This is a genomic window from Fusibacillus kribbianus (genome assembly GCF_030053595.1).
GTDB lineage: Bacteria > Bacillota > Clostridia > Lachnospirales > Lachnospiraceae > Lientehia > Lientehia kribbiana.
This window is the reverse complement of sequence record NZ_JASGBQ010000020.1, coordinates 18,576-39,783: the sequence shown is the minus strand read 5'-3', so window position 1 is coordinate 39,783 and position 21,208 is coordinate 18,576. Positions and strand designations below refer to the sequence as shown.

The 21,208-nt window shown below is 52.1% G+C and carries 21 protein-coding genes and 1 pseudogene; 17 read left to right on the top strand and 5 right to left on the bottom strand.

The window, feature by feature from the left end:
- Positions 1–78: 78 nt before the first annotated feature.
- Both QJ036_RS10410 and QJ036_RS10405 read right to left on the bottom strand, forming a co-directional pair.
- Complete coding sequence (locus QJ036_RS10410) at positions 79–576, bottom strand: superoxide dismutase family protein (RefSeq protein ID WP_283231321.1); 498 nt, start codon at positions 574–576, stop codon at positions 79–81.
- The gene (locus QJ036_RS10405; protein ID WP_283231320.1) at positions 573–1,070 is read right to left on the bottom strand and encodes a manganese catalase family protein; all 498 of its coding nucleotides are present in this window, start codon (positions 1,068–1,070) and stop codon (positions 573–575) included. The genes QJ036_RS10410 and QJ036_RS10405 overlap by 4 nt, the downstream gene beginning before the upstream one ends.
- A gap of 98 nt (positions 1,071–1,168) precedes the next feature.
- Here QJ036_RS10405 and QJ036_RS10400 point away from each other — a divergent pair, with 98 nt between their 5' ends.
- From QJ036_RS10400 to QJ036_RS10380, 5 genes are all read left to right on the top strand, one after another.
- Positions 1,169–1,873 (top strand): SDR family NAD(P)-dependent oxidoreductase, encoded by a 705-nt coding sequence (locus tag QJ036_RS10400; protein WP_283231319.1) that lies wholly within the window; start codon positions 1,169–1,171, stop codon positions 1,871–1,873.
- Positions 1,874–1,913: 40 nt separating this feature from the next.
- Positions 1,914–2,600, top strand: a complete 687-nt coding sequence (locus QJ036_RS10395; protein ID WP_283231318.1) for a DUF5714 domain-containing protein — start codon at positions 1,914–1,916, stop codon at positions 2,598–2,600.
- Between the two features lie 123 nt (positions 2,601–2,723).
- Positions 2,724–3,044: a rhodanese-like domain-containing protein gene (locus QJ036_RS10390; protein ID WP_331487527.1), complete on the top strand. Its 321-nt coding sequence runs from the start codon at positions 2,724–2,726 to the stop codon at positions 3,042–3,044.
- Positions 3,045–3,170: 126 nt separating this feature from the next.
- Positions 3,171–3,359: a hypothetical protein gene (locus tag QJ036_RS10385; RefSeq protein ID WP_283231316.1), complete on the top strand. Its 189-nt coding sequence runs from the start codon at positions 3,171–3,173 to the stop codon at positions 3,357–3,359.
- Complete coding sequence (locus QJ036_RS10380; protein ID WP_283231315.1) at positions 3,346–4,842, top strand: recombinase family protein; 1,497 nt, start codon at positions 3,346–3,348, stop codon at positions 4,840–4,842. Before QJ036_RS10385 ends, QJ036_RS10380 begins: the two co-directional genes overlap by 14 nt.
- Here QJ036_RS10380 and QJ036_RS14240 read toward each other — a convergent pair.
- From QJ036_RS14240 to QJ036_RS10365, 3 genes and pseudogenes are all read right to left on the bottom strand, one after another.
- A pseudogene (locus QJ036_RS14240) lies at positions 4,800–4,991 on the bottom strand (manganese catalase family protein); the annotation flags it as partial. The gene QJ036_RS10380 and the pseudogene QJ036_RS14240 overlap by 43 nt on opposite strands.
- Positions 4,955–5,239, bottom strand: coding sequence for a spore coat protein CotJB (locus tag QJ036_RS10370; RefSeq protein WP_283231314.1), 285 nt, complete (start codon positions 5,237–5,239; stop codon positions 4,955–4,957). The pseudogene QJ036_RS14240 and the gene QJ036_RS10370, both read right to left, overlap by 37 nt.
- Positions 5,236–5,646 (bottom strand): spore coat associated protein CotJA, encoded by a 411-nt coding sequence (locus QJ036_RS10365; RefSeq protein WP_283231313.1) that lies wholly within the window; start codon positions 5,644–5,646, stop codon positions 5,236–5,238. The genes QJ036_RS10370 and QJ036_RS10365 overlap by 4 nt, the downstream gene beginning before the upstream one ends.
- A gap of 151 nt (positions 5,647–5,797) precedes the next feature.
- On the opposite strand from QJ036_RS10365, the gene hemA reads away from it, so the two are divergent.
- The 12 genes from hemA (at position 5,798) to uvrB (ending at position 21,200) form a co-directional block, all read left to right on the top strand.
- Positions 5,798–7,036 (top strand): glutamyl-tRNA reductase, encoded by a 1,239-nt coding sequence (hemA, locus tag QJ036_RS10360; RefSeq protein WP_283231312.1) that lies wholly within the window; start codon positions 5,798–5,800, stop codon positions 7,034–7,036.
- A 15-nt stretch (positions 7,037–7,051) separates the two neighbouring features.
- Positions 7,052–7,519, top strand: coding sequence for a precorrin-2 dehydrogenase/sirohydrochlorin ferrochelatase family protein (locus QJ036_RS10355; protein ID WP_283231311.1), 468 nt, complete (start codon positions 7,052–7,054; stop codon positions 7,517–7,519).
- Positions 7,520–7,541: 22 nt separating this feature from the next.
- The gene (cobA, locus tag QJ036_RS10350) at positions 7,542–9,998 is read left to right on the top strand and encodes a uroporphyrinogen-III C-methyltransferase (protein WP_283231310.1); all 2,457 of its coding nucleotides are present in this window, start codon (positions 7,542–7,544) and stop codon (positions 9,996–9,998) included.
- Positions 9,999–10,015: 17 nt separating this feature from the next.
- Positions 10,016–10,999 carry a porphobilinogen synthase gene (gene hemB, locus QJ036_RS10345; RefSeq protein WP_283231309.1) on the top strand — a complete coding sequence of 328 codons (984 nt, stop codon included), beginning with the start codon at positions 10,016–10,018 and terminating at the stop codon, positions 10,997–10,999.
- A gap of 10 nt (positions 11,000–11,009) precedes the next feature.
- On the top strand, positions 11,010–12,299 hold the full coding sequence (hemL, locus tag QJ036_RS10340) for a glutamate-1-semialdehyde 2,1-aminomutase (RefSeq protein ID WP_283231308.1): 1,290 nt from the start codon (positions 11,010–11,012) through the stop codon (positions 12,297–12,299).
- Between the two features lie 196 nt (positions 12,300–12,495).
- Positions 12,496–13,464 (top strand): ABC transporter ATP-binding protein, encoded by a 969-nt coding sequence (locus QJ036_RS10335; protein ID WP_283231307.1) that lies wholly within the window; start codon positions 12,496–12,498, stop codon positions 13,462–13,464.
- Positions 13,465–13,666: 202 nt separating this feature from the next.
- Entirely contained in the window at positions 13,667–14,755 is a 1,089-nt protein-coding gene (locus tag QJ036_RS10330) for a PucR family transcriptional regulator (protein ID WP_283231306.1), read from the top strand.
- A 15-nt stretch (positions 14,756–14,770) separates the two neighbouring features.
- Positions 14,771–15,469 (top strand): cell division ATP-binding protein FtsE, encoded by a 699-nt coding sequence (gene ftsE / locus QJ036_RS10325; RefSeq protein WP_283231305.1) that lies wholly within the window; start codon positions 14,771–14,773, stop codon positions 15,467–15,469.
- Positions 15,459–16,367, top strand: a complete 909-nt coding sequence (ftsX, locus tag QJ036_RS10320; RefSeq protein WP_283231304.1) for a permease-like cell division protein FtsX — start codon at positions 15,459–15,461, stop codon at positions 16,365–16,367. The genes ftsE and ftsX overlap by 11 nt, the downstream gene beginning before the upstream one ends.
- 31 nt (positions 16,368–16,398) lie before the next feature.
- On the top strand, positions 16,399–17,778 hold the full coding sequence (locus QJ036_RS10315; protein ID WP_283231303.1) for a murein hydrolase activator EnvC family protein: 1,380 nt from the start codon (positions 16,399–16,401) through the stop codon (positions 17,776–17,778).
- 45 nt (positions 17,779–17,823) lie between these two features.
- The gene (locus QJ036_RS10310) at positions 17,824–19,035 is read left to right on the top strand and encodes a S41 family peptidase (RefSeq protein WP_283231302.1); all 1,212 of its coding nucleotides are present in this window, start codon (positions 17,824–17,826) and stop codon (positions 19,033–19,035) included.
- Between the two features lie 170 nt (positions 19,036–19,205).
- Positions 19,206–21,200, top strand: coding sequence for an excinuclease ABC subunit UvrB (gene uvrB / locus QJ036_RS10305; RefSeq protein WP_283231301.1), 1,995 nt, complete (start codon positions 19,206–19,208; stop codon positions 21,198–21,200).
- Positions 21,201–21,208: the final 8 nt, after the last annotated feature.

Genomic DNA, 21,208 nt, shown 5'->3' with positions numbered 1-21,208 from the left:
CCTCAAGTCATGAAATGCGACTTTTGGGATACTCTTTTTCAGATTACCTGTTGAAAACAGAAATGGTCCGGGGCAGTCTCAGGGTTCCTGGTCGCGGATCTCTCCGCAGGCCATTTTCTTCCCGGAATGGCCGGAGGGCTGACTTGTAAAATCATCTGTCATTTCATGGATAACTGCTGTCCGTCCGACCACCTCCTCCGGCCGGAAACGGTCAGTATAGAACATGGTCAGTGCGTAGCCGTTATTTCCAAAGAGAGGCGGCAGATCGCCCGCATGAGCCGGATGCTCACAGTTTTCCGGGTTATAATGTTCTCCTGTCGCTGAGAAGGAATCCTCCTCCGTTCCAAGGCAGATCGTTCCCTCATGAATGTGGAAGCCGAAGATCTTTCCCTCGCAGGGTTCATCGGTGAACGGTAGTCCGGCAGCCTCCACGATCACCAGGGAGCCGTCCCAGAACGGAAAAAGATACATGCTGCCGTGGACATCCGGGTAATCGTCGCTTCCGAGAAGCATGGCATAGGCGGCGGGAGACGAAGTTAAAATCGTGTCAAAGGCCTGATTCAGTTCCTGTCTCATGGCTGCTTCCCACAGGAGCAGTTTTTGCTGTCCATCTTATCAAAGGCAGGATTGAAGGCATAGAAGTTTCTGGAGTCCAGGTGATCCTGAGTTACGCGCAGTGCTTCACCGAACCGCTGAAAGTGAACGATCTCTCTCTGACGGAGGAAACGGATCGGGTCACAGACCTCCGGATCCTTCACAAGACGGAGGATATTGTCGTAAGTGGTGCGGGCTTTCTGTTCGGCGGCCATATCCTCGTACAGGTCTGTGATCGGATCGCCTTTGCTCTGGAACTCACAGGCGTTGAAGGGGATTCCGCCTGCGGCCTGGGGCCAGATACCGGCCGTATGATCCACATAGTAGGGGGAGAAGCCCTGTTCCTGCAGTTGTTCGGCGCTTAAGCCCCGGGTCAGCTGATGGACGATCGTGGCAACGATCTCCAGGTGAGCCAGTTCTTCTGTACCTGCAGAAGCATCGGAAATGCGGATTTTGACAATAAACGTGCTGCACATCGGCTTTTTGTTGGCAGCTGTGAATTGATATAAAGGGCGTTCTGTGATACATTAGGTAAAAAGGACATCGAAACGGTTCTTATGATAAGGGAGGAATCATGTTTCAGGATAAGGTCATTGTTATTACCGGCGGTGCCGGCGGAATCGGCAAAAGCATCCGGGAAGAATTTGAAAAAGAAGGAGCCAGCGTCTGCATTATAGATACTGCAGAAAACCCGTATTTTGTAGGAGATGTCGGTGAGGAAGCGGTTCTCCGCCGCTTTGCGGAAAAGGTGATCACAGAATATGGCAGGGTGGACTGCCTCATTAATAACGCTCCGCCCCTCTTCAAGGGTATCAGCGAATGTACCTACGAGGAGTTTAATTATGCACTTCGGGTGGGGGTTTCTGCCGCTTTTCTGCTGACGCAGCTATTTCTGCCCTGGTTTGCCCCCGGCTCCAGCATCGTCAATATTTCCTCCACCCGTGACCGTATGAGCCAGCCCCAGAGCGAGAGCTATACGGCGGCCAAGGGAGGCATTTCCGCTCTTACTCATGCACTGGCTGTGAGTCTTGCCGGAAGGGTGCGGGTCAATTCTATTTCTCCCGGCTGGATCGACACAGATTACAGGGTTTACGAGGGCTCTGACGCGCTCCAGCAGCCGGCAGGCCGTGTGGGAAATCCCATGGATATTGCCAGTATGGTTCTGTTCCTCTGCTCGGACAAAGCCGGCTTTATTACCGGTGAAAATATCTGCATCGACGGCGGACAAACCCGGCTGATGATCTATCATAACGACTGCGGCTGGAGCTATCAGCCATAAAAGGATATAACCGTCAAAACGGAGAAAGAGGGAACATCTGATGAAGGAAGAATGTCTGATCTGCAAAGCACCGCTTCAATATCTGGTCAGGGATGAGCTGATGGAGTGTGCCATTTGTCATAAACAGGAAATGAGCAAGACCCGCTGTATCAACGGTCATTATGTATGCAGCGAATGTCATACAAAGGGAATGGACAGTATTTTTGGCCTGTGCCTGTCCGAGACCTCGACAGATCCCATGGAGATCCTCGAAAAAATGATGGGGCTTCCCTTCTGTCATATGCACGGACCGGAGCATCATGTGATGGTTGGTATGGCGCTGTTGACAGCCTATAAAAACGCGGGAGGCAGACTGGAGTTTGAGGAAGCTTTGAGGGAAATGTACAGCCGGGGCAAAGCGGTTCCCGGTGGAGTATGTGGATTTTGGGGCGCCTGCGGCGCAGGAATCAGCGCGGGGCAGTTTATTGCTATCGCCACCAGCTCCACACCTCTGGCCCAAGAGCCCTGGGGGCTCAGCAATCGTATGACATCCCAGGCATTGGGCAGCATCGGTGCAGTGGGCGGTCCCCGCTGCTGCAAACGGGATTCATATCTGGCTGTTCTGGCTGCCATCGACTTTGCACGGGAGGAATTGGGCGTGAAAATGACACGGACGGTCCCTGTATGCAGACGTTTTGCACAGAATAACCAGTGTATCGGCAGACGGTGCCCTTTCCGGCAGGGCTGAACGGTGGAAAAGACTGGCGGCACGATAAAAGTGACGATTAAAGGGGACAGATAAAATATGAAACGCATATTTACGGTGATTTTGATAATGATAACAGTATTGACAGGATGCGGAGGGAAGAACGTGGAAAAGAATACGTATCAGCAGATCTCGCAGGATAAAGCAAAGCAGATGATGGAGGAGCAGGAGGATGCCATCGTTCTGGATGTCCGGGAAAAGGAAGAATATGAAACCGGCCACATTCCGGGGGCAGTTTTACTGCCGTTAGGAACCATCGATGAGGACAGTGCCGCATCGGTGATTCCCAAGAAGGATTCTGTGGTCCTGGTGTATTGCCGAAGCGGCCGGCGGAGCAAACAGGCTTCTCAGGCTCTGGCAGAACTGGGCTATACGCAGATTTATGAGTTTGGAGGCATCAATGACTGGCCCTATGAGGTGGAGTAAGAAGTTTCCGCAGCGATTTAACAACAACAGCGCTCACTTGTGAAGTGGGCGCTATTTTTTACCCGTTTGTTCTATGGTACAGCCATTGCCCCATATATATGGAACAAAATGAGGAGACAGCGGCTAATGTACAGAGAATTTGTTTATTCCGGTGATCCGCCTCCGGAATTAAAGGGAGAGGAGTACGAAGCATTTCTTATGAACATACAGAAATCAGTTCTTTTTTCTCTGGAACAGAGAAAGCTGTTAAGCCCGGAACAGAGGAAACGCTGCCTGGCCGAGCTGGAAAGAAGGGGCAGCAATGGACCGGTATGAACGGTTATATCAGGAACAGAAAGCTGTGGATGAGAAAAAGCGTGTGGCTGCCTATTGCCGGGTGTCCACGGACAAGGAGGACCAGGCAAATTCCTTTGAAAATCAGTGCAGATTTTTCCGTCAGTACATTGCAGCCAGTCCTAATTGGGAGCTTTACGGGATCTTTGCTGACGAGGGGATTTCCGGGACCAATACAAGAAAGCGGAAGGAATTTAACCGTATGATAGCCTGCGCCCAAAACGGCGACTTTGATCTGATCATAACCAAGGAAATTTCCCGCTTTGCGAGAAATACGCTGGACAGCATTTATTACACCCGGGAACTGAAAAGCCGTGGTGTCGGCGTGATCTTTATGAATGATAATATCAACACTCTGGACAGTGATGCGGAGCTGCGTCTTGCAATTATGTCCTCCATCGCACAGGAGGAGAGCCGAAGAACCTCCGAGCGGGTAAAATGGGGACAGAAACGCCGGATGGAGCAGGGGATCGTCTTCGGCAGGAGTATGCTTGGCTACGATGTGAAAGACGGAAAAATGACGGTCAATGCGGAGGGAGCAAGGACGGTACGCCTGATCTTTCACAAGTTTGTCCATGAGGGAAAGGGAACTCACATCATTGCCCGGGAGCTTCGGGAGGAAGGCATTCATCCGATGTATGCTGGGGAATGGCAGAATACGGTTATTCTCCGCATTCTCCGAAATGAAAAATACTGCGGCGATCTGGTTCAGAAAAAGACCTATACTCCGGACTATTTGTCCCATTCAAAGAAATATAACAGGGGCCAGGAGGAGTTTGTGATTCTGCGGGATCATCATGAACCGATCATTTCCCGGGAACTCTTTGAAAAAGCAAACCGCATACTGGATGCCAGGTCCCTCTCGCAGAAAGGAAGATCAAAACACAGCAGCAGGTATCCCTTCTCCGGGAAAATCAAGTGCGGCCGCTGCGGCAGTAGTTGCGTCGCCAGATATAAGACACGGAAAGACGGAAGCCGCTATAAAGCGTGGCGTTGTGCAGAAGCGGTGAAGAACGGAAGCCCTCATATAGATCAGGCAGGAGATCGGGTGGGTTGTGTCGGGCAGAGCATTCGGAACGAAGAGGCCATCCATATGATGAGGCTGGTTGCCGGAGGCCTGAACTATGACAGGGAGAAGCTGGAAGAGCAGCTGACTTCCGTTGTCAGAGCTACGGTTTCTTCCGAACTGTCTGTCCCGATGAAGGAGATTGAGGAAACCATCCGCGAAATTGTCGGCGGAGTGGAACAGGAGGACGAGTTCTATAAGGGGATCCTGGATAGAATAGTGGTAAATGACAGGGACAACGTTGACATATATCTGAAGCTGCTTCCGTTTAAATGGAGCTTTACAGCCCGGAAGTCTTTCGACGGAAAAACGGAAAATTTCAGAGCAGTTTGTAAAAAGCGGAACATTTCAGAGGCTTCTCTGCCGATATCTGTCAGCACTGCCTTACATTCCCTGTAGGGCATTACGTAGCGTTGGGAGAGGTAACGCATGGAGGCGCCCATTTCTCCGTCGGGGCCACCGTATTGACTGATAATGATCTTCGCCAGCTCCGCATTTGGCGTGCTGATGTTTACCGGGTACTGCAGCCTTTTTTCATAGTTCCACATGAGCAGGCACCTCCTTCCCAGGGCCAGGGATCGTTCACCCAGGTCCAGTAATCGGCGTCATCCTTTACGCCGTCCTTGGTCAGAGGGCCGAACTGGCATTCATACGCCTTTACAGCGGTCTCTCTGGCTTTTTTCATGTTCTGATAATAGGCCAGGGCCTCCTGGCAGTCGGGATGAGTGTCCAGATAAAGCTGCACATCATCCAGAGCAAAACTGAATTTGTAGATATCATTCATTAATTCATTCATGGCCGGACTGCACACCTCCCGATGACGAATGGTTTGTCAAGAGACGGAAATACCGTTCCGATGAAAAGACCCTTATCCAAAGGGTAGGTACATTCCCATTGCTGCCAGGGTACATAGCCCATGGCGACATCCCGATTGCTGTCGGACGGACACTGTCCGGAACGGCAGACATTAAAATCTGCCCGCGGGGCAGAGGGGCAGCCACAGGAATTTTCGCGGGAAACAGGTGCTCTGCAGTGGGATCCCTCCAGGGAGGAAGAACCGCTGCAGCGGGAGGACTCATAGAGAGTCGGTTTGGGGCAGCTGCGGGGAGCGGGATCACAGGATACCTGTGCCGGACCCGGGCAGAAGCCGGGCATGGAGCCGCCGCGCCTGCAGTCTGCCCGGCGCTGATTATAACGTTCCAATATAAGAATTCCTTTCCGAATGGGTGGTTACTAGTAATATATGAGAAAACCGGAGGAAGGTGCGCAAATTCGGGACGGGGAGGCTTGCTTATTCCCAGGGAAGATGTTATGATTTCTAAGGACAAGAAACGTGAGAAAAGAGGAAAGAACGTTGAAGATAAAGATGGCCGGAATAGATTACCGGAAGGCACCGGTTCAGGTCAGGGAGCAGTTTTCCATGACGGCTTCCATGGTGGAGCGGGCACTGAAGGAGAGCAGAAAAGCAGAAGGAGTCACAGGCTGTGTGATCATTTCCACCTGCAACAGGACAGAATACTGGATCAGCGGGGAGGCGGACAGCTTTTACGGGCTCAATCCTGCGGCCCTGCTCTGCAGAGAAAAGGAACTGGACTATTCCGATTATGCTTCCTATTTTACTGTACGGGAGGGGAAAGAGGCAGTCCATTACCTGATGGAATTGTGCTGCGGCCTCCAGTCCCAGATCTTCGGGGACGACCAGATCATCAGCCAGGTGAAGCGGGCTGTCGACGTGGCCAGGGAGCAGGAAGCACTGGATTCGGTGCTGGAGATCCTGTTTCGCACGGCAGTGACCGGTGCTAAAAAAGTGAAAACAAAGGTGCTTCTCACCAACGTGGACCGTTCCGTGGCGGCAGCCATGACAGCGCTCCTTCGCAAAGAGGGAATTTCCATAAAGGGAAAAAACTGTATGGTGATCGGAAACGGGGAGATCGGCCGGCTGGCCGCTTCAGAGCTTGTGAAGGCCGGAGGTTTTGTGTCCATGACTCTGCGTCAGTATAAGACCAGAGAGGCGATCATTCCCGCAGGGTGTCGTGTGATCGATTACAACGACAGGTATGAGAAGCTTTCTCACATGGATATTGTGGTGAGTGCCACAGTGAGCCCTCATTATACGCTGACGGCGGAACGGGCAGCGGAATGTCTGTCAGACGGTGAAAGGGTATTCATTGATCTTGCAATCCCCAGAGATCTGGAGCCGGAGCTTGGGAAGCTGTCGGGAATCCGTCTTTTTGATATGGACAGCTTCAGCCAGTTAAAATATGAAGGGGATCTGAAGCAGATCGCGGTAGCTGATGAGATCCTGAAGAAATATGAGTTGGAATTTGAACAGTGGTATGAGTTTCGGGAGTATGTGCCGGTGGTGAAGGAGATCGCCCGGGCAGCAGGGGAAGATACGGCGGCACGGCTTCGAAAGGAACTGAAGAGTTATTCACTGGAGCGGGAAGAACGGGAGGAACTGGAAAAGGCCATCGAGAAGGCGGCGGCCAAGGTGGTGGCCAAGCTTTGTTACGGCCTCCGGGAGGACATGGAGCCTCAGAGCTGGAAGCCCTGTCTCGATGGGCTGAAGCGTTCTTCAGATAATCTGGAATAGAAAAGGAAAAGAAGCATGAAATTTCCGATGTTTGTGGAGCTTGATGGGAAAAAGGCCGTGGTTGCGGGTGCCGGAGTGATCGGCACAAGGCGCATTCAGGTGCTGGAGGAATTCGGCGCCCGGGTTTTTGTGGTTTCACCGGAGATTTCTCCGGAGGTGAGAAAGCTTTGGGAGGAGGGCCGCATAAACTGTGAGCTCCGCATCCTGGAAAAAAGGGATCTGGATCAGGCCTTTCTGGCGGTGGCGGCGACTGACAGCCGGGAGGCAAACCATCAGGCGGCAGTCTGGTGCCGGGAGGCAGGGATTCCGGTCAACGTGGCGGACAAAAAAGAAGAGTGTGATTTTTATTTTCCCGGAATTGCCAGAGGGGGGCTTCTGACGGCAGGAATCTGTGCCGGAGGAAAGGATCACCGGATGGCAAAGGAGGCTGCGGCAGAGGTCCGGCAGCTTTTCGCGGAAAAGTATAGTAGTAAGGAACCTTGAAAGAAAGGATAATCAGGCTATAATGGCAGAAAATAAGAAAGTGATTCGCGTGGGCAGCCGGGAAAGCCGGCTGGCGGTGGAACAGACCATGCTTTTGCTCAGGCAGATTGAGAAGAGTCATCCGGAACTCACCTTTGAGCTGGTGACCATGAAAACAACAGGAGATATGATTCTGGACAGAAGCCTGGATCAGGTGGGCGGAAAGGGTCTGTTTGTCAAGGAGCTGGACAAAGCGCTCCGGGAAAAGCAGATCGATTTTTCCGTACACAGCCTGAAGGATATGCCTATGGAACAGCCGGAGGGGATGCCCATTGTGGCCTTTTCCGGGAGGGGAGAGGTCCGGGATGTGCTGGTTTACCCGAGAGGAAGAGAGAGATGGAGTCCGGACTGCGGACGCCCTTTTGTGATAGGAACCTCCAGCGAGCGGCGGCGGCTGCAGCTGGCGGCCATGTTTCCGGAGGCGGAGTTTTCCCTGATCAGAGGAAATGTACTGACCAGGTTAAAAAAGCTGGATGAGGGGAAGTATGACGCCATTGTGCTGGCTGCTGCAGGCTTGATACGCCTGGGGCTTTCCGACAGGATCGATACATACCTGGAGCCGGACCAGGTGATTCCTGCGGCAGGGCAGGCAATTCTGGCAGTGCAGGGCCGGACGGGAGAGGATTACTCTTACCTGGACTGCATCGCCTGTGAAAGTGCCCGTCAGGAGGCAGAGGCGGAGCGGGGGTTTGTACGGTATCTGGACGGAGGCTGTTCTTCCCCTATTGCCGCATATGCTGTGAAGGAAGGAGAACTCCTCCGGCTGCGGGGCCTGTATTATGAAGAAGAAACAGGCCGGTATCTGACCGGTGAACTGACCGGTCCGGCTGAGGAGGCTGAAGCACTGGGCATCGCTCTTGCAAAAAAGCTTCAGGCTTCAGTGGGCGGGCGCACTTCGTGCGGTAAGGTTCGCCCTGGGGCACCCCTCAATGCATGCCCTGCGGGCAGGCGCACTTCGTGCGGTAAGGTATGGCTGGTGGGAGCAGGACCCTCCGATCCCGGTCTTTTTACCCTGAAGGGGCAGAAGGTCCTTTCAGAGGCCCAGGTGGTGGTCTATGACCGGCTGGTGGGACCGGCGATTCTTCAGATGATGCCGGAAAAAGCGGAAAAAATTGATGTGGGCAAACGGTCCGGAGATCATCCGGTGCCCCAGGAGGAGATTAACCGGATCCTTCTTGAGAAGGCCCGGGAAGGAAAACGGGTGGTTCGCTTAAAAGGAGGCGATCCCTTCGTTTTCGGCCGTGGAGGAGAGGAACTGGAGCTTTTGGCAGAACACCATATTCCCTTTGAGGTGGTACCGGGGGTGACTGCTGCAGCGGCAGTACCGGCCTACGCGGGAATTCCGGTCACCCACAGGGATTACTGCTCCTCTGTGCACCTGATCACGGCCCATAAAAAGCGTGGCAGCGGAGAGACACTGGATTTTGATACATTGGCAAAGCTGGACGGAACGCTTGTGTTTTACATGGGACTCAGTGCTCTCGGGGATATCTGCCGGGGTCTTGTAGCGGCAGGAATGGAGGAAGACATGCCTGCAGCGGTGCTGGAACGGGGAACCACGGCAGCCCAACGGAGGGTGGTGTCCACCGTATCCCGGCTTCCTGAGGAGGCCCGGAAAGAAAAGATCCAGTCTCCTGCTCTGATCGTGGTGGGAAAGGTGTGCAGCCTTTCGGAAACCTTCCGATGGGCGGAGGACCGGCCGTTGGGAAAGCAGCGGATCATTGTGACGAGGCCGAAGAAACGGAGCCGGAAGATGGCTGACAGGCTGACGGCCCTTGGGGCCGAGGTGATCCTGCTTCCGGCCATCGAAACGGAGCCAATCGGAAACAATGAGCCTCTGGAACGGGCATTTTCTCAGCTTGAGACCTACAGCTGGATCGCCTTTACCAGCGCGGAGGGTGTCGACTGCTTCTTTGATAAGCTGTATGAGGCGGGCATTGATATCCGGAACCTTTCCGGAATCCGTTTTGCGGCCATCGGGCCGGCTACGGAGAAAGCCCTTGCAAAGAGAGGGATTTTCGCGGAGGTGAAACCCACCGTGTATACCGGTGAAGCGTTGGGAACGCTGCTCGCCGAACAGGTCGGGCCGGGAGAACGGCTTCTTCTGCCCCGGGCAGACATCGGAACGGAGCAGGTGACAGCGCCGCTTCTGGCAGCGGGCATTGCCTTTGATGATGTGGCTGTTTACCGGACGGAGCTGTCTGACGGTGAGGGGAACGGTCTGGATATAAGGCCGGAGGATATTGTGACCTTCACAAGTGCTTCCACGGTGCGGGGATTTGTCAGGATGTTTCCCGGACTGGATTACCGGAAGGTGCGTGGTCTCTGCATTGGAGAGCAGACGGCAAAGGAAGCGGAACAGTACGGCATTCAGGTGATCGTTTCCGACCGGGCCGATATGGACAGCATGGTGGAAAAGCTGCTGGAGATCGTAAAATAGAATCAGGAGGAAATAAAATGGATATGGTAAAGCGCCCCAGGCGTTTAAGAGGAAATACGGCACTGAGAAAGATGGTTCGGGAGACAAGAATGGACAAGTCTTCTCTGATCTATCCGATGTTTGTGGTGGAAGGAACGGGTATCCGGCATGAGATCCCTTCCATGCCGGGACAGTATCATTACAGTCTGGACATGCTGCCGGAAGCGCTTTCCGAGGTGGCTGATTCCGGTGTTTCCTCGATCCTGCTTTTCGGAATACCGGATAAAAAGGATGAGATCGGAAGCAGCGCCTGGGCAGAGGACGGAATCGTACAGAAGGCACTTCGGATCGGGAAAAAAGAGGTGCCGGAGCTGTATTATATTACCGACGTGTGCATGTGCGAATACACCTCCCATGGTCACTGCGGTGCCCTGTGCGGCCACGATGTGGACAATGATGAGACCCTGCCCCTGCTGGCACGGACGGCCCTTTCCCATGTGGAGGCCGGTGCTGATATGGTGGCGCCTTCCGATATGATGGATGGCCGGGTGGCAGCCATTCGGACTATACTGGATGAAAACGGACACAAGGAAACTCCCATCATGTCCTATGCGGTGAAATATGCATCGGCCTTTTACGGCCCCTTCCGGGAGGCAGCGGATTCCGCTCCCAGCTTCGGAGACAGAAAAACCTATCAGATGGATTATCATAACGCAAAGGAAGGAATCAAGGAGGCGCTTCTCGACGTGGAGGAGGGAGCCGATCTGGTGATGGTAAAGCCGGCCCTTTCCTATATGGATGTGATACGGCGGGTTTCCGAGACCGTTCATGTGCCGGTGGCGGCCTACAGTGTCAGCGGGGAGTACGCCATGATCAAGGCGGCAGCTGCCAAAGGCTGGATCAATGAAGAGGCGATCGTGTGTGAGTCTGCCGCATCCATTTACCGGGCAGGAGCGGATGTGCTGATCACGTATTATGCCAAAGAGCTGGCAAAATTCATGGAGGAAGGCCGTATTGGCTGAGGAGGTAGTTATGAACAGATCGGAGCAGTTATTTGAACGGGCAAAAAATGTGATTCCCGGTGGTGTCAACAGTCCTGTCCGGGCATTTCAGGCGGTGGGAGGAAGACCGCGCTTCATCGCGAAGGCGGAAAAGGAAATGATCACCGATGTGGATGGAAACACCTACATTGACTATATCGGTTCCTGGGGACCCATGATCCTGGGTCACAATCATCCTGCTATTCGGGAGGCAGCCATGGAGGCAGCGGGAAGAGGGCTGTCCTTTGGAGCAAGCTGTCCCGCTGAGGTGGAGATGGCAGAGCTGATCTGCCAAATGGTGCCTTCCATCGAGCTTGTCCGCATGGTAAATTCCGGTACAGAGGCAGTGATGTCCGCTCTCCGTGTGGCGAGAGGCTATACAGGTAAAAACAAGATCATCAAATTCGAGGGCTGCTATCACGGACATTGTGATTCCATGCTGGTGAAGGCCGGATCCGGCGTCATGACCAGCGGCGTGCCGGACAGTGCCGGTGTGCCTGAGGGCTGTGCTAAGGATACGTTGACAGCTGTTTACAATGATGCAGACAGTGTGAGAAGCCTGTTTTCCCAGTTCCCGGGTGAGATCGCCGCAGTGATCGTGGAGCCGGTGGCAGCCAATATGGGCGTCGTGGTTCCGAAGGAGGGCTTCCTTTCGGAGCTTCGCAGGATCTGTGATGAGGAGAAAGCGCTGCTGATCTTTGACGAGGTGATCACCGGTTTCCGTCTGGGCTTTGACGGTGCTCAGGGCTATTACGGTGTGACGCCGGATCTCACCACCTTTGGAAAGATCATTGGTGCGGGAATGCCGGTGGGCGCCTATGGCGGACGCAGGGAGATCATGGAAATGGTGTCTCCGGTGGGAAGCGTTTATCAGGCAGGTACCTTAAGCGGAAATCCGGTGGCCATGGCGGCAGGTCTTGCACAGCTTCATATATTAAAGGAGAATCCGAAGATCTACGAAGAGATGAATGCCATGGGCGATTATTTCCGGGCGGAGCTTTCGCAGCTGGTGAAAACGGCCGGAGCGCCCTGTCGGGTGACCGGTGTCGGTTCTCTGTCCTGCCTGTTCTTTACCGGAGAAGAGGTGGTGGATTACCGATCGGCAAAGACTTCTGATGTCAGCGCCTTTGCTGATTATTTCCGCTATATGCTGGCTCATGGAATCTATGTGGCACCGTCCCAGTTTGAGGCCATTTTCCTTTCTTCCGTTCACACAAAAGAAGATGTGGACAGGACTCTTACCGTAATAGAGGACTACTGGAAGGAAAAGGCGCATCGTTAAACTGCCGAAATGTGTCTCGAATAATATAGTAAATCTTTACAGGAAACCTGTCCAAATCTGCAGCCGGATTGTCAGTTCTATGATGGGCTGTACAAAGTTGCTAAAGAGAAAAAATGCTTTTTGTTGATTTCGGTCATGGCTTTTTACAAATCCATGGGGTATGATGAAATTAATGATAAAAAGCGGGAGGTTTCTGATGGCAGAGATTTCATTTCGGAATGTGACAAAAACATTTCCCAACGGAAAATCGGCGGTGAGGGATTTCAGCCTGGAAATACATAGCGGAGAGTTTCTTGTACTGACAGGGCCTCAGGGCTCAGGGAAGGCCACAGTCCTTCGGATGATCGCAGGCATGGAGCCCATCAGCAGCGGAGAGCTTCGGATCAACGGTGAGATAGTGGAGAACGGAAAGCCCGAAAAACGGAACATGGGTATGATCTTTCAGCATTACACTCTGTATCCCGGCATGACGGTCCGTGATAATATCAGCTTCGCCATGAAGCTGCACCAGGAGCCGGAGGATGTCATACGCCGTTCAGTGGAGGAAACAGCCAGAATATTTAAGATTGAAAATCTTCTTTCCTGTTATCCCAGGGAGCTCAATGAGCTTCAGAAGCAGTATGTGGCCATGGCGCGGGCCCATGTGCACCAGCCGGAGGCTTTTCTTTTGCTGAATCCCGTAAGAAGTCTGGATCTTCAGGCCAGGAAAAAGGCACGGAACCGTCTGAAGGAGCTTCAGGAAGAGATTGGGACGACCCTGATCTACGCCACTGACGATGCGGCGGAGGCAGCTTTTATGGGAACAAGAACCGTCATCATGCGGCGGGGCCGTATCATACAGGTGGGAACCGCCGAAGAGCTTATGGAAAATCCCTGCTGTTTCTTTGTTGCCCAGTTTATGAATGAGCCGGGTTTTGGAAGCGGTGAGGTGAGAATCGTTAAGGGTAAGACTGCTGTGGAGGCAGTGGCGGACAATTTCAGCGTGGACGTACCTCCGGAGTGGATCCCCCGGCTGGAACAGGCGGGTTATGTGGGAAAACGGGTACTTATGGGCTACACGGTCAGCAGGCCTTCCGACGAGGAGGACATGGGCTGTGAGCTTTTGCCGGATGGAGAGTCAAGATTTTTCTTCTTTGACAGAGAGACACAAAAATCCATCGTATAAGTGTTGTTGATGCATTAGAAAGAGAAATGCGGCAGCTTTTGTGCAGGGACTACCTGGGAAAAGCTGCTGTTTCTTTTTGTTTTTTTTAAAATCAATATAAAAAAATTACAAAAAACCCTTTTATTTTTGCCCATTTTGCATTAAGATAAAGTCAGGATTTTAGTGGGTATTAATAAGATGAGATAGTGGCAGGGGTGAAACTATGATATCAAATCAGATTTTACAGAACACGATTGAGGGATTGAAAGGGATCATGAGAATCGAACTCTGTATCTGTGATACGGAGGGAAAGGTTCTGGCAACCACATTCCCGGACGCGGAGGAATACGAATTTTCTGTACTGGCTTTTGTGGAGTCACCGGCAGACAGTCAGGTGATCCAGGGCTATCAGTTTTTTAAGGTGTTTGATGAACATCAGCTGGAATATGTTCTTCTGGCCAGGGGGGCCGGAGACGATGCCTACATGGCAGGCAAGGTAGTGGTATTCCAGATCCAGAATCTTCTGGTGGCCTATAAGGAACGGTTTGACAAGGATAACTTTATCAAGAATCTGCTGCTTGACAACCTGCTTCTGGTCGACATTTACAATCGTGCCAAGAAGCTTCATATTGACATCAATGTACGCCGGGTGGTGTTTGTCATTGAGACACAGACGGAAAATGACACGGTGGCTCTGGAGACGGTGAAAAGCATGTTTTCTGCCAAGTCCAAGGATTTCATCACCGCAGTGGATGAGAAAAATATTATCCTGGTGAAGGAACTCAAGACTGGCGAGAGCTACGAGGATATGGATAAGGTAGCCAAAATGATCCTCGATATGCTGAACACGGAGGCCATGGCCACGGTCCATGTGGCATACGGAACCATTGTCAACGAATTAAAGGAAGTATCACGCTCCTACAAGGAGGCCAAAATGGCCCTTGATGTGGGTAAGATCTTCTACAGTGACAAGAACATTGTGGCTTACAACAATCTGGGAATCGGCCGTCTGATCTATCAGCTGCCTGTTTCTCTTTGCAGAATGTTCATCAAGGAGATCTTTGACGGAAAATCCCCCGATGATCTGGATGATGAGACGCTTGTGACCATCAATAAATTCTTTGAAAACAACCTGAATGTGTCTGAGACCTCCAGACAGCTGTATATTCACAGAAATACTCTGGTTTACCGGCTGGATAAGCTGCAGAAGAGCACAGGCCTGGACCTTCGGGTATTCGAGGATGCCATTACCTTCAAGATCGCTCTTATGGTAGTGAAGTATATGAATTACATCGAAACACTGGATAATTAGAATTGAGGTTTTTTAATGATTGAGTTTGAACACGTCAGTAAGACATACGACAAGGCCACCGACCGGGAAACAAAGGCTGTGCGGGATATCAGCCTGAAGATCGGAAAGGGTGAGTTTGTCTTTATCGTGGGAAACAGCGGTTCTGGAAAGACAACTCTGATCAAGCTGCTGTTAAAAGAAATTGAAGCAACTTCCGGTAATATCCGTGTCGGTGACACGGATATTACAAAAATGAAGAGGAAAATGATACCCAGGTACAGACGTCGCCTGGGCGTTGTTTTTCAGGATTTTCGTCTGCTCAAGGACAGAAATGTGTATGAGAATGTGGCATTTGCCCAGCGGGTGGTGGTGACCCCCACCAGGGAGATCCGCAAGCGGGTGCCGGAGGTGCTGGCCATGGTGGGCCTTTCCTCCAAATATAAATCCCTGCCCAGTCAGCTTTCCGGCGGAGAGCAGCAGCGGGTTGCCATTGCCAGGGCTCTTGTGAACCGGCCGGAGATCCTTTTGGCCGATGAGCCCACAGGTAATATGGACCCCGGAAACGCGTGGCAGATCATGAAGCTTCTGGAGGAGATCAATGAGATGGGGACTACCGTTGTCGTCGTGACCCACAGCAAGGAGATCGTGGACAAGATGAAGAAACGGGTGATCACCATGAAGCATGGAGTCATTGTGACCGATAAGGAAGAAAGCGGGTACGGGAATGAGAATTAGCACATTATGGTATTGCATCAAACAGGGCTTCCGGAGTATCCGGAAGCACAAGCTGTTCACGCTGGCTTCGGTGGGAACCATGGCTGCCTGCGTGTTTTTGTTCTGCATATTTTATTCCATTGTGGTAAATGTACAGTTCATGGTCCGGGAGATGGAAAACACCGTGGGAGTCACGGTGTTCTTTGACGAGGGTCTTTCTGAGGAGGAGATCCAGGCCCTGGGAGAGGTGATCGGTGCCCGGTCCGAGGTGGCCGACATGCGTTATGTTTCGGCTGAGGAGGCATGGGAAACCTATAAAAAGGATTACTTTGCCGACGCTCCGGAGCTCGCCGAGGGCTTTGAACAGGACAATCCGCTGGCAAATTCGGCTTCCTACGAGCTTTATCTGAATGATATCGAAGACCAGCAGAGCTTTGTGGATTATCTGAAGACGATCGATGGGGTACGGAAGGTCAATTATTCGGAGATCGCTGCCACAGGTCTTGCCAGCATCAATAATGTGGTGGGGTATGTGTCCATGGGGATCATCCTGATCCTTCTTGGGGTGGCGGTGTTCCTCATCAGCAATACCATTGCCATTACCATTACCGTCCGCAAGGAGGAGATCAAGATCATGCGGATGATCGGAGCCACCAATTTTCTGATCCGTGCACCGTTTGTGGTGGAGGGAATTATCATCGGCCTTTTCGGTGCCGGAATACCGCTGGCTCTTGTTTATTATGCATATGGATATGCGGTTCGGTTCTGCCTGAGCCGTCTGAGCATCCTGTCCAGAATTCTGACACTGCTTCCGGTGGGACAGGTATTTCAGGTACTGATTCCGGTTTCGATGGGCCTGGGCCTTGGAATCGGACTGTTTGGCAGCTTCTTCTCCATCAGAAAGCATCTGAAGGCGTAGCCCTGCCAAATCAGAAAGGAATGACAGGAATATGAAATGGAAATACAAAAGACTGTTCTGCCTGTTCTGTGCTCTTTGCCTTTGGGCAGGAGGACTTCCCGGGGCGCGTGCCTCTGAAGATCTGGAAAGCAGACAGGGGCGGATCGATGCCATTGAGGAGGAAAAGGAACGGGTCCAGAATAAGCTTTCGGAGCTTGACAAGCTGAAGGATGATGCCAGTGCTTATCTTGCAGGTATCAATGAGGAACTGGCAGCGGTCGAGTCGAGTCTGTCGGATATTGAGGGGCGCATGGAGTCCACCAGACAGGAGATTGATGAAGCGCTTCTGGAGCTGGAAACGGCCAGAGAGACGGAAAAGACTCAATATGAAAATATGAAGCTCCGTATTCAGTATATGTATGAAAAAGGAGATACCTATTTCCTGGAGCTGTTGTTTGAGTCGGCTGATCTTTCGGAGTTTCTCAGTCAGGCCGAGTATATTTCAAAAATATCAGAATATGATAGAACTATGCTGGCTGCTTATCAGGATACAAAGGAATTTATCGCTTCCAAAACAGAAGAGCTGGAGGCCTCCTATGCCAGCCTGGAGATCATGATGGCTGAGGCTGAGGCAAAGCAGACGTCCCTTTCTGAGCTGGAAGCGGCGAAGCAGACAGAGCTGGCAGCCATTAACGACGAAATCTCTGAAAACCAGGAGCTGGTGGCCGATTACGACGAGGCTCTGAAGGAAGAAATGGCGGAATTCCAGGCGTTGGAGGAGGAGATCCGGAAACGGGAGGAGGCTGAAGCTCTGGCAGCAAGCAAAGCCGCGGAAAAAGCGACAGAGTCAGAGCAGGTGACAGAAGTGCCTGAAGCCCCGTCCACGGATACGGGGGGAGCTGCAGAGCCTTCTTCCGGCGAAACAGAGTCGGCAGCACCGCCCACGGAAGCGCCCACAAAGCCTTCCACGGAGGCACCTGCAAAGCCGCCGGCAGCTACCGGTTTTATCTGGCCGGTTCCCAGCTGCGGCAGGATATCATCCGGTTATGGAAGCCGGGATGATCCTCTCACCGGAGAATCCGATGGAGCATTGAGTGATCATCACGGGATTGATATTGCACTGCCCGGAGGAGCTTTGGCAGGTGCGGATATTGTGGCGGCAGCCGACGGTGAGGTCATTATCGCCAGAAAAAGCAGTTCCGCCGGCAACTGGATCATCCTGTATCACGGAAACAGTACATACACGGTATATATGCACTGCCAGAAGCTTTTCGTTTCCGAGGGCGACCGGGTGAAACAGGGGGAAACCATTGCGCTGGTGGGAAATACCGGCTGGTCCACGGGACCGCATCTCCATTTTGAAGTTCGTGTGGGCGGCTTCAGCAGTTCCAAATATTCCAGGAATCCGCTGAATTATGTATCACCGCCCTGACAACGGCTTTCGTTATAAAGCAGTGAAGGAAAGAAGGAATCGTGCATGGAAAGACGTGACAACCGTTTTGCGAAGGGAGTGCTGACCGGGATCCTGTGCAGCCTGGCAGTGGCAGCAGCAGCTACCTGGGGAATCTACTTCCTTTTGACGGCAAGGCAGAAGGCAGCTCTTCCACAGGAAGAACAGGCAGCCGGCCTTGATTACGGGGAGATCGAGGAAAAGCTTGAAAAGTTAAAAACCATGGTGGATGCTTCTTATCTCTATGATGTTGATGAAGAAAGCATGAGAGATGGAATTTACAAGGGGTTCATTGCATCATTGGGTGATCCCTATACCGTTTATTATACGGAGGAGGAATACAAGGAGCTGCAGGAATCCTCCAGCGGTGAATATGTGGGAGTCGGAGTCCAGATCAGTCAGGATCCGTCGACGAATCTGATCACGGTGATCCGGGTATTCCGGGGCTCCGGTGCAGAAGAAGCCGGACTTCTGGCGGGAGATGTGCTCTACAAGGTGGACGACGAGGATATTACCACGGAAGATATCAATAATGTGGTTGCCAAGATCAGGGGCGATGAAGGAACCACAGTGAAGCTTGAGGTGTACCGGGAGTCGTCTGGCGGATTTGTGGCTTTGGATGTGGAACGCAGATCGGTCAGTATGGATACGGTGGAATGGAAGATGCTGGAAAACGGCATCGGGTATCTCCAGATTACGGAATTCGACGGAGTTACCTACAGCCAGTTTACCGAGGCGCTGACAGATCTGAAGAGCCAGGGAATGAAAGGACTTTTGCTGGACCTGCGGGATAATCCCGGCGGCCGTCTGGATCAGGTAGTGGAAATTACCGATGACTTTCTGACAGAGGGGGTCATCGTATCCACCAAGGATAAGAACGGGCAGGGAAGTACCTATGAAGCGGATGAGGAGCTTGCTTTTGACGGACCGGTGTCAGTCCTTGTCAACGGAAACTCCGCCAGTGCATCGGAGATCCTGGCCGGGGCCTTAAAGGATTACGGCAGGGCAAAGATCGTGGGAACTACTACCTTTGGAAAAGGAATCGTTCAGAATATCTATCCCCTTGGCGATGGAACAGCCATGAAGGTGACCGTGTCCGATTATTACACGCCAAACGGAACCAGCATCCATAAAATCGGCATTGATCCGGATGTGGCTGTGGAGAAGTCTGAGGAAGAGGACGGTACCGACAATCAGCTTGAAAAAGCAAAGGAGGTTCTGCTGGAAGAACTTTCCTAATAGACAGGACGGCAGCTGCGGCTGCCGTTTTTGTTGCCTGAATTTGTAAAAAACAGAACAAATGTTCATTTCCCTCTGTACTTTTTTAGGCGGGGATGTTATACTGGTAAGGAACTTCAAAGAAGGCAGCCAACATAGGTGGATGTTTTGATGATTAAAAGAGGAAAATCATGGACAAATTCATATTACACTCTGAATATGCCCCAACCGGCGACCAGCCGCAGGCGATCGAACAATTAGTAAAGGGATTCAAAGAGGGCAACCAGTTCCAGACTCTTCTCGGAGTTACCGGTTCCGGCAAGACTTTTACAATGGCAAATGTTATTCAGAAATTAAATAAACCGACGCTTGTTATTGCCCATAACAAAACACTGGCAGCTCAACTTTACAGTGAGTTTAAAGAATTTTTTCCGGAGAATGCGGTAGAATATTTTGTGTCTTATTATGATTATTACCAGCCGGAGGCCTATGTGCCTTCGACAGACACATATATTGAGAAGGATTCGTCGATCAACGATGAGATCGATAAGCTGCGCCATTCGGCCACAGCGGCTCTTTCGGAGCGGTCGGACGTGATCATCATTGCGTCGGTATCCTGTATCTACGGTCTGGGCAGCCCCATCGATTATAAGAAGATGGTGATCTCCCTGCGGCCGGGAATGGAACGGGAGCGGGATGATGTCATTCACAAGCTGATCGAGATACAGTATACAAGAAACGATATGGACTTTAAACGGGGATCCTTCCGGGTGAGGGGAGATGTGCTGGAGGTCTATCCGGCCTACAGCGAGGGAACGGCTTATCGGATAGAATTTTTCGGAGATGAGGTGGATCGGATCTCTGAGATCGATCCTCTGACAGGGGTGGCCAGAAGCCTCCTGGAGCACATTGCCATTTTTCCTGCCTCCCATTATGTGGTACCCAGAGACAAGATGCTGAAGGCTACGGAGACCATTGCCAAAGAGCTGGAAGAGCAGGTTGCGTATTTCCGCAGTGAGGACAAGCTTCTTGAGGCGCAGAGGATTTCCGAACGGACCAATTTTGATATTGAGATGATGCGGGAGACCGGATTTTGCTCCGGCATCGAGAATTATTCCAGACATCTGACCGGGCAGGAGCCGGGGCAGCCGCCCTGCACTCTGTTTGACTATTTTCCGGATGATTTTCTGATCATCATTGATGAATCCCATATGACTGTGCCTCAGATCCGAGGGATGTATGCAGGCGACCGTTCCAGAAAAACAACTCTGGTGGAGTACGGCTTCCGTCTGCCGTCGGCTCTTGATAACCGGCCGTTGAATTTCGGTGAGTTTGAGGAACGGATCGATCAGCTTCTGTTTGTTTCCGCTACGCCGGGACCTTACGAGGCCGATCACGAGCTCCTTCGGGCGGAACAGATCATCCGTCCCACGGGCCTTCTGGATCCAAGAGTGGAGGTCCGGCCGGTGAACGGACAGATCGATGATCTGATCTCCGAGGTCAATCAGGTGGTGGAAAAGAAACAGAAGGTGCTGGTGACCACTCTGACAAAGCGTATGGCGGAAGATTTGACGGATTATATGCGTGAGGTAGGAATCCGGGTAAAGTATCTTCACTCAGATATTGATACGCTGGAGCGGAGCGAGATCATTCGGGATATGCGTCTGGATCTGTTTGATGTTCTGGTGGGAATCAACCTTTTGAGAGAAGGTCTGGATATTCCGGAAATCGGTCTGGTGGCGATCCTGGATGCGGACAAGGAGGGCTTTCTGCGGTCAGAGACCTCTCTCATTCAGACCATCGGACGGGCGGCGCGCAATGCGGACGGCTACGTGATCATGTACGCAGATACCATAACAGATTCCATGCGGGTGGCCATCGACGAGACGGAACGCCGCCGTAAAATTCAGCAGGCGTATAACGATGAGCACGGCATTACGCCCACTTCCATCAAGAAGGCAGTCCGCGATCTGATCCGTATTTCCAGGACTGAGGAGAAACCAGTCCGGGGTATGAAGCTTCAGAAGGAACCGGAATCCATGAGCGAGAAGGAGCTTTTGAAGCTTATCGAGAAAATCCAGAAGAAAATGCAGAGAGCGGCAGCGGAACTGGATTTCGAGCAGGCAGCAGAGCTGCGTGATCAGATGCTGAGTCTGAAAAAACACTTATATTCAAGGGATAAATGACAGGAGAT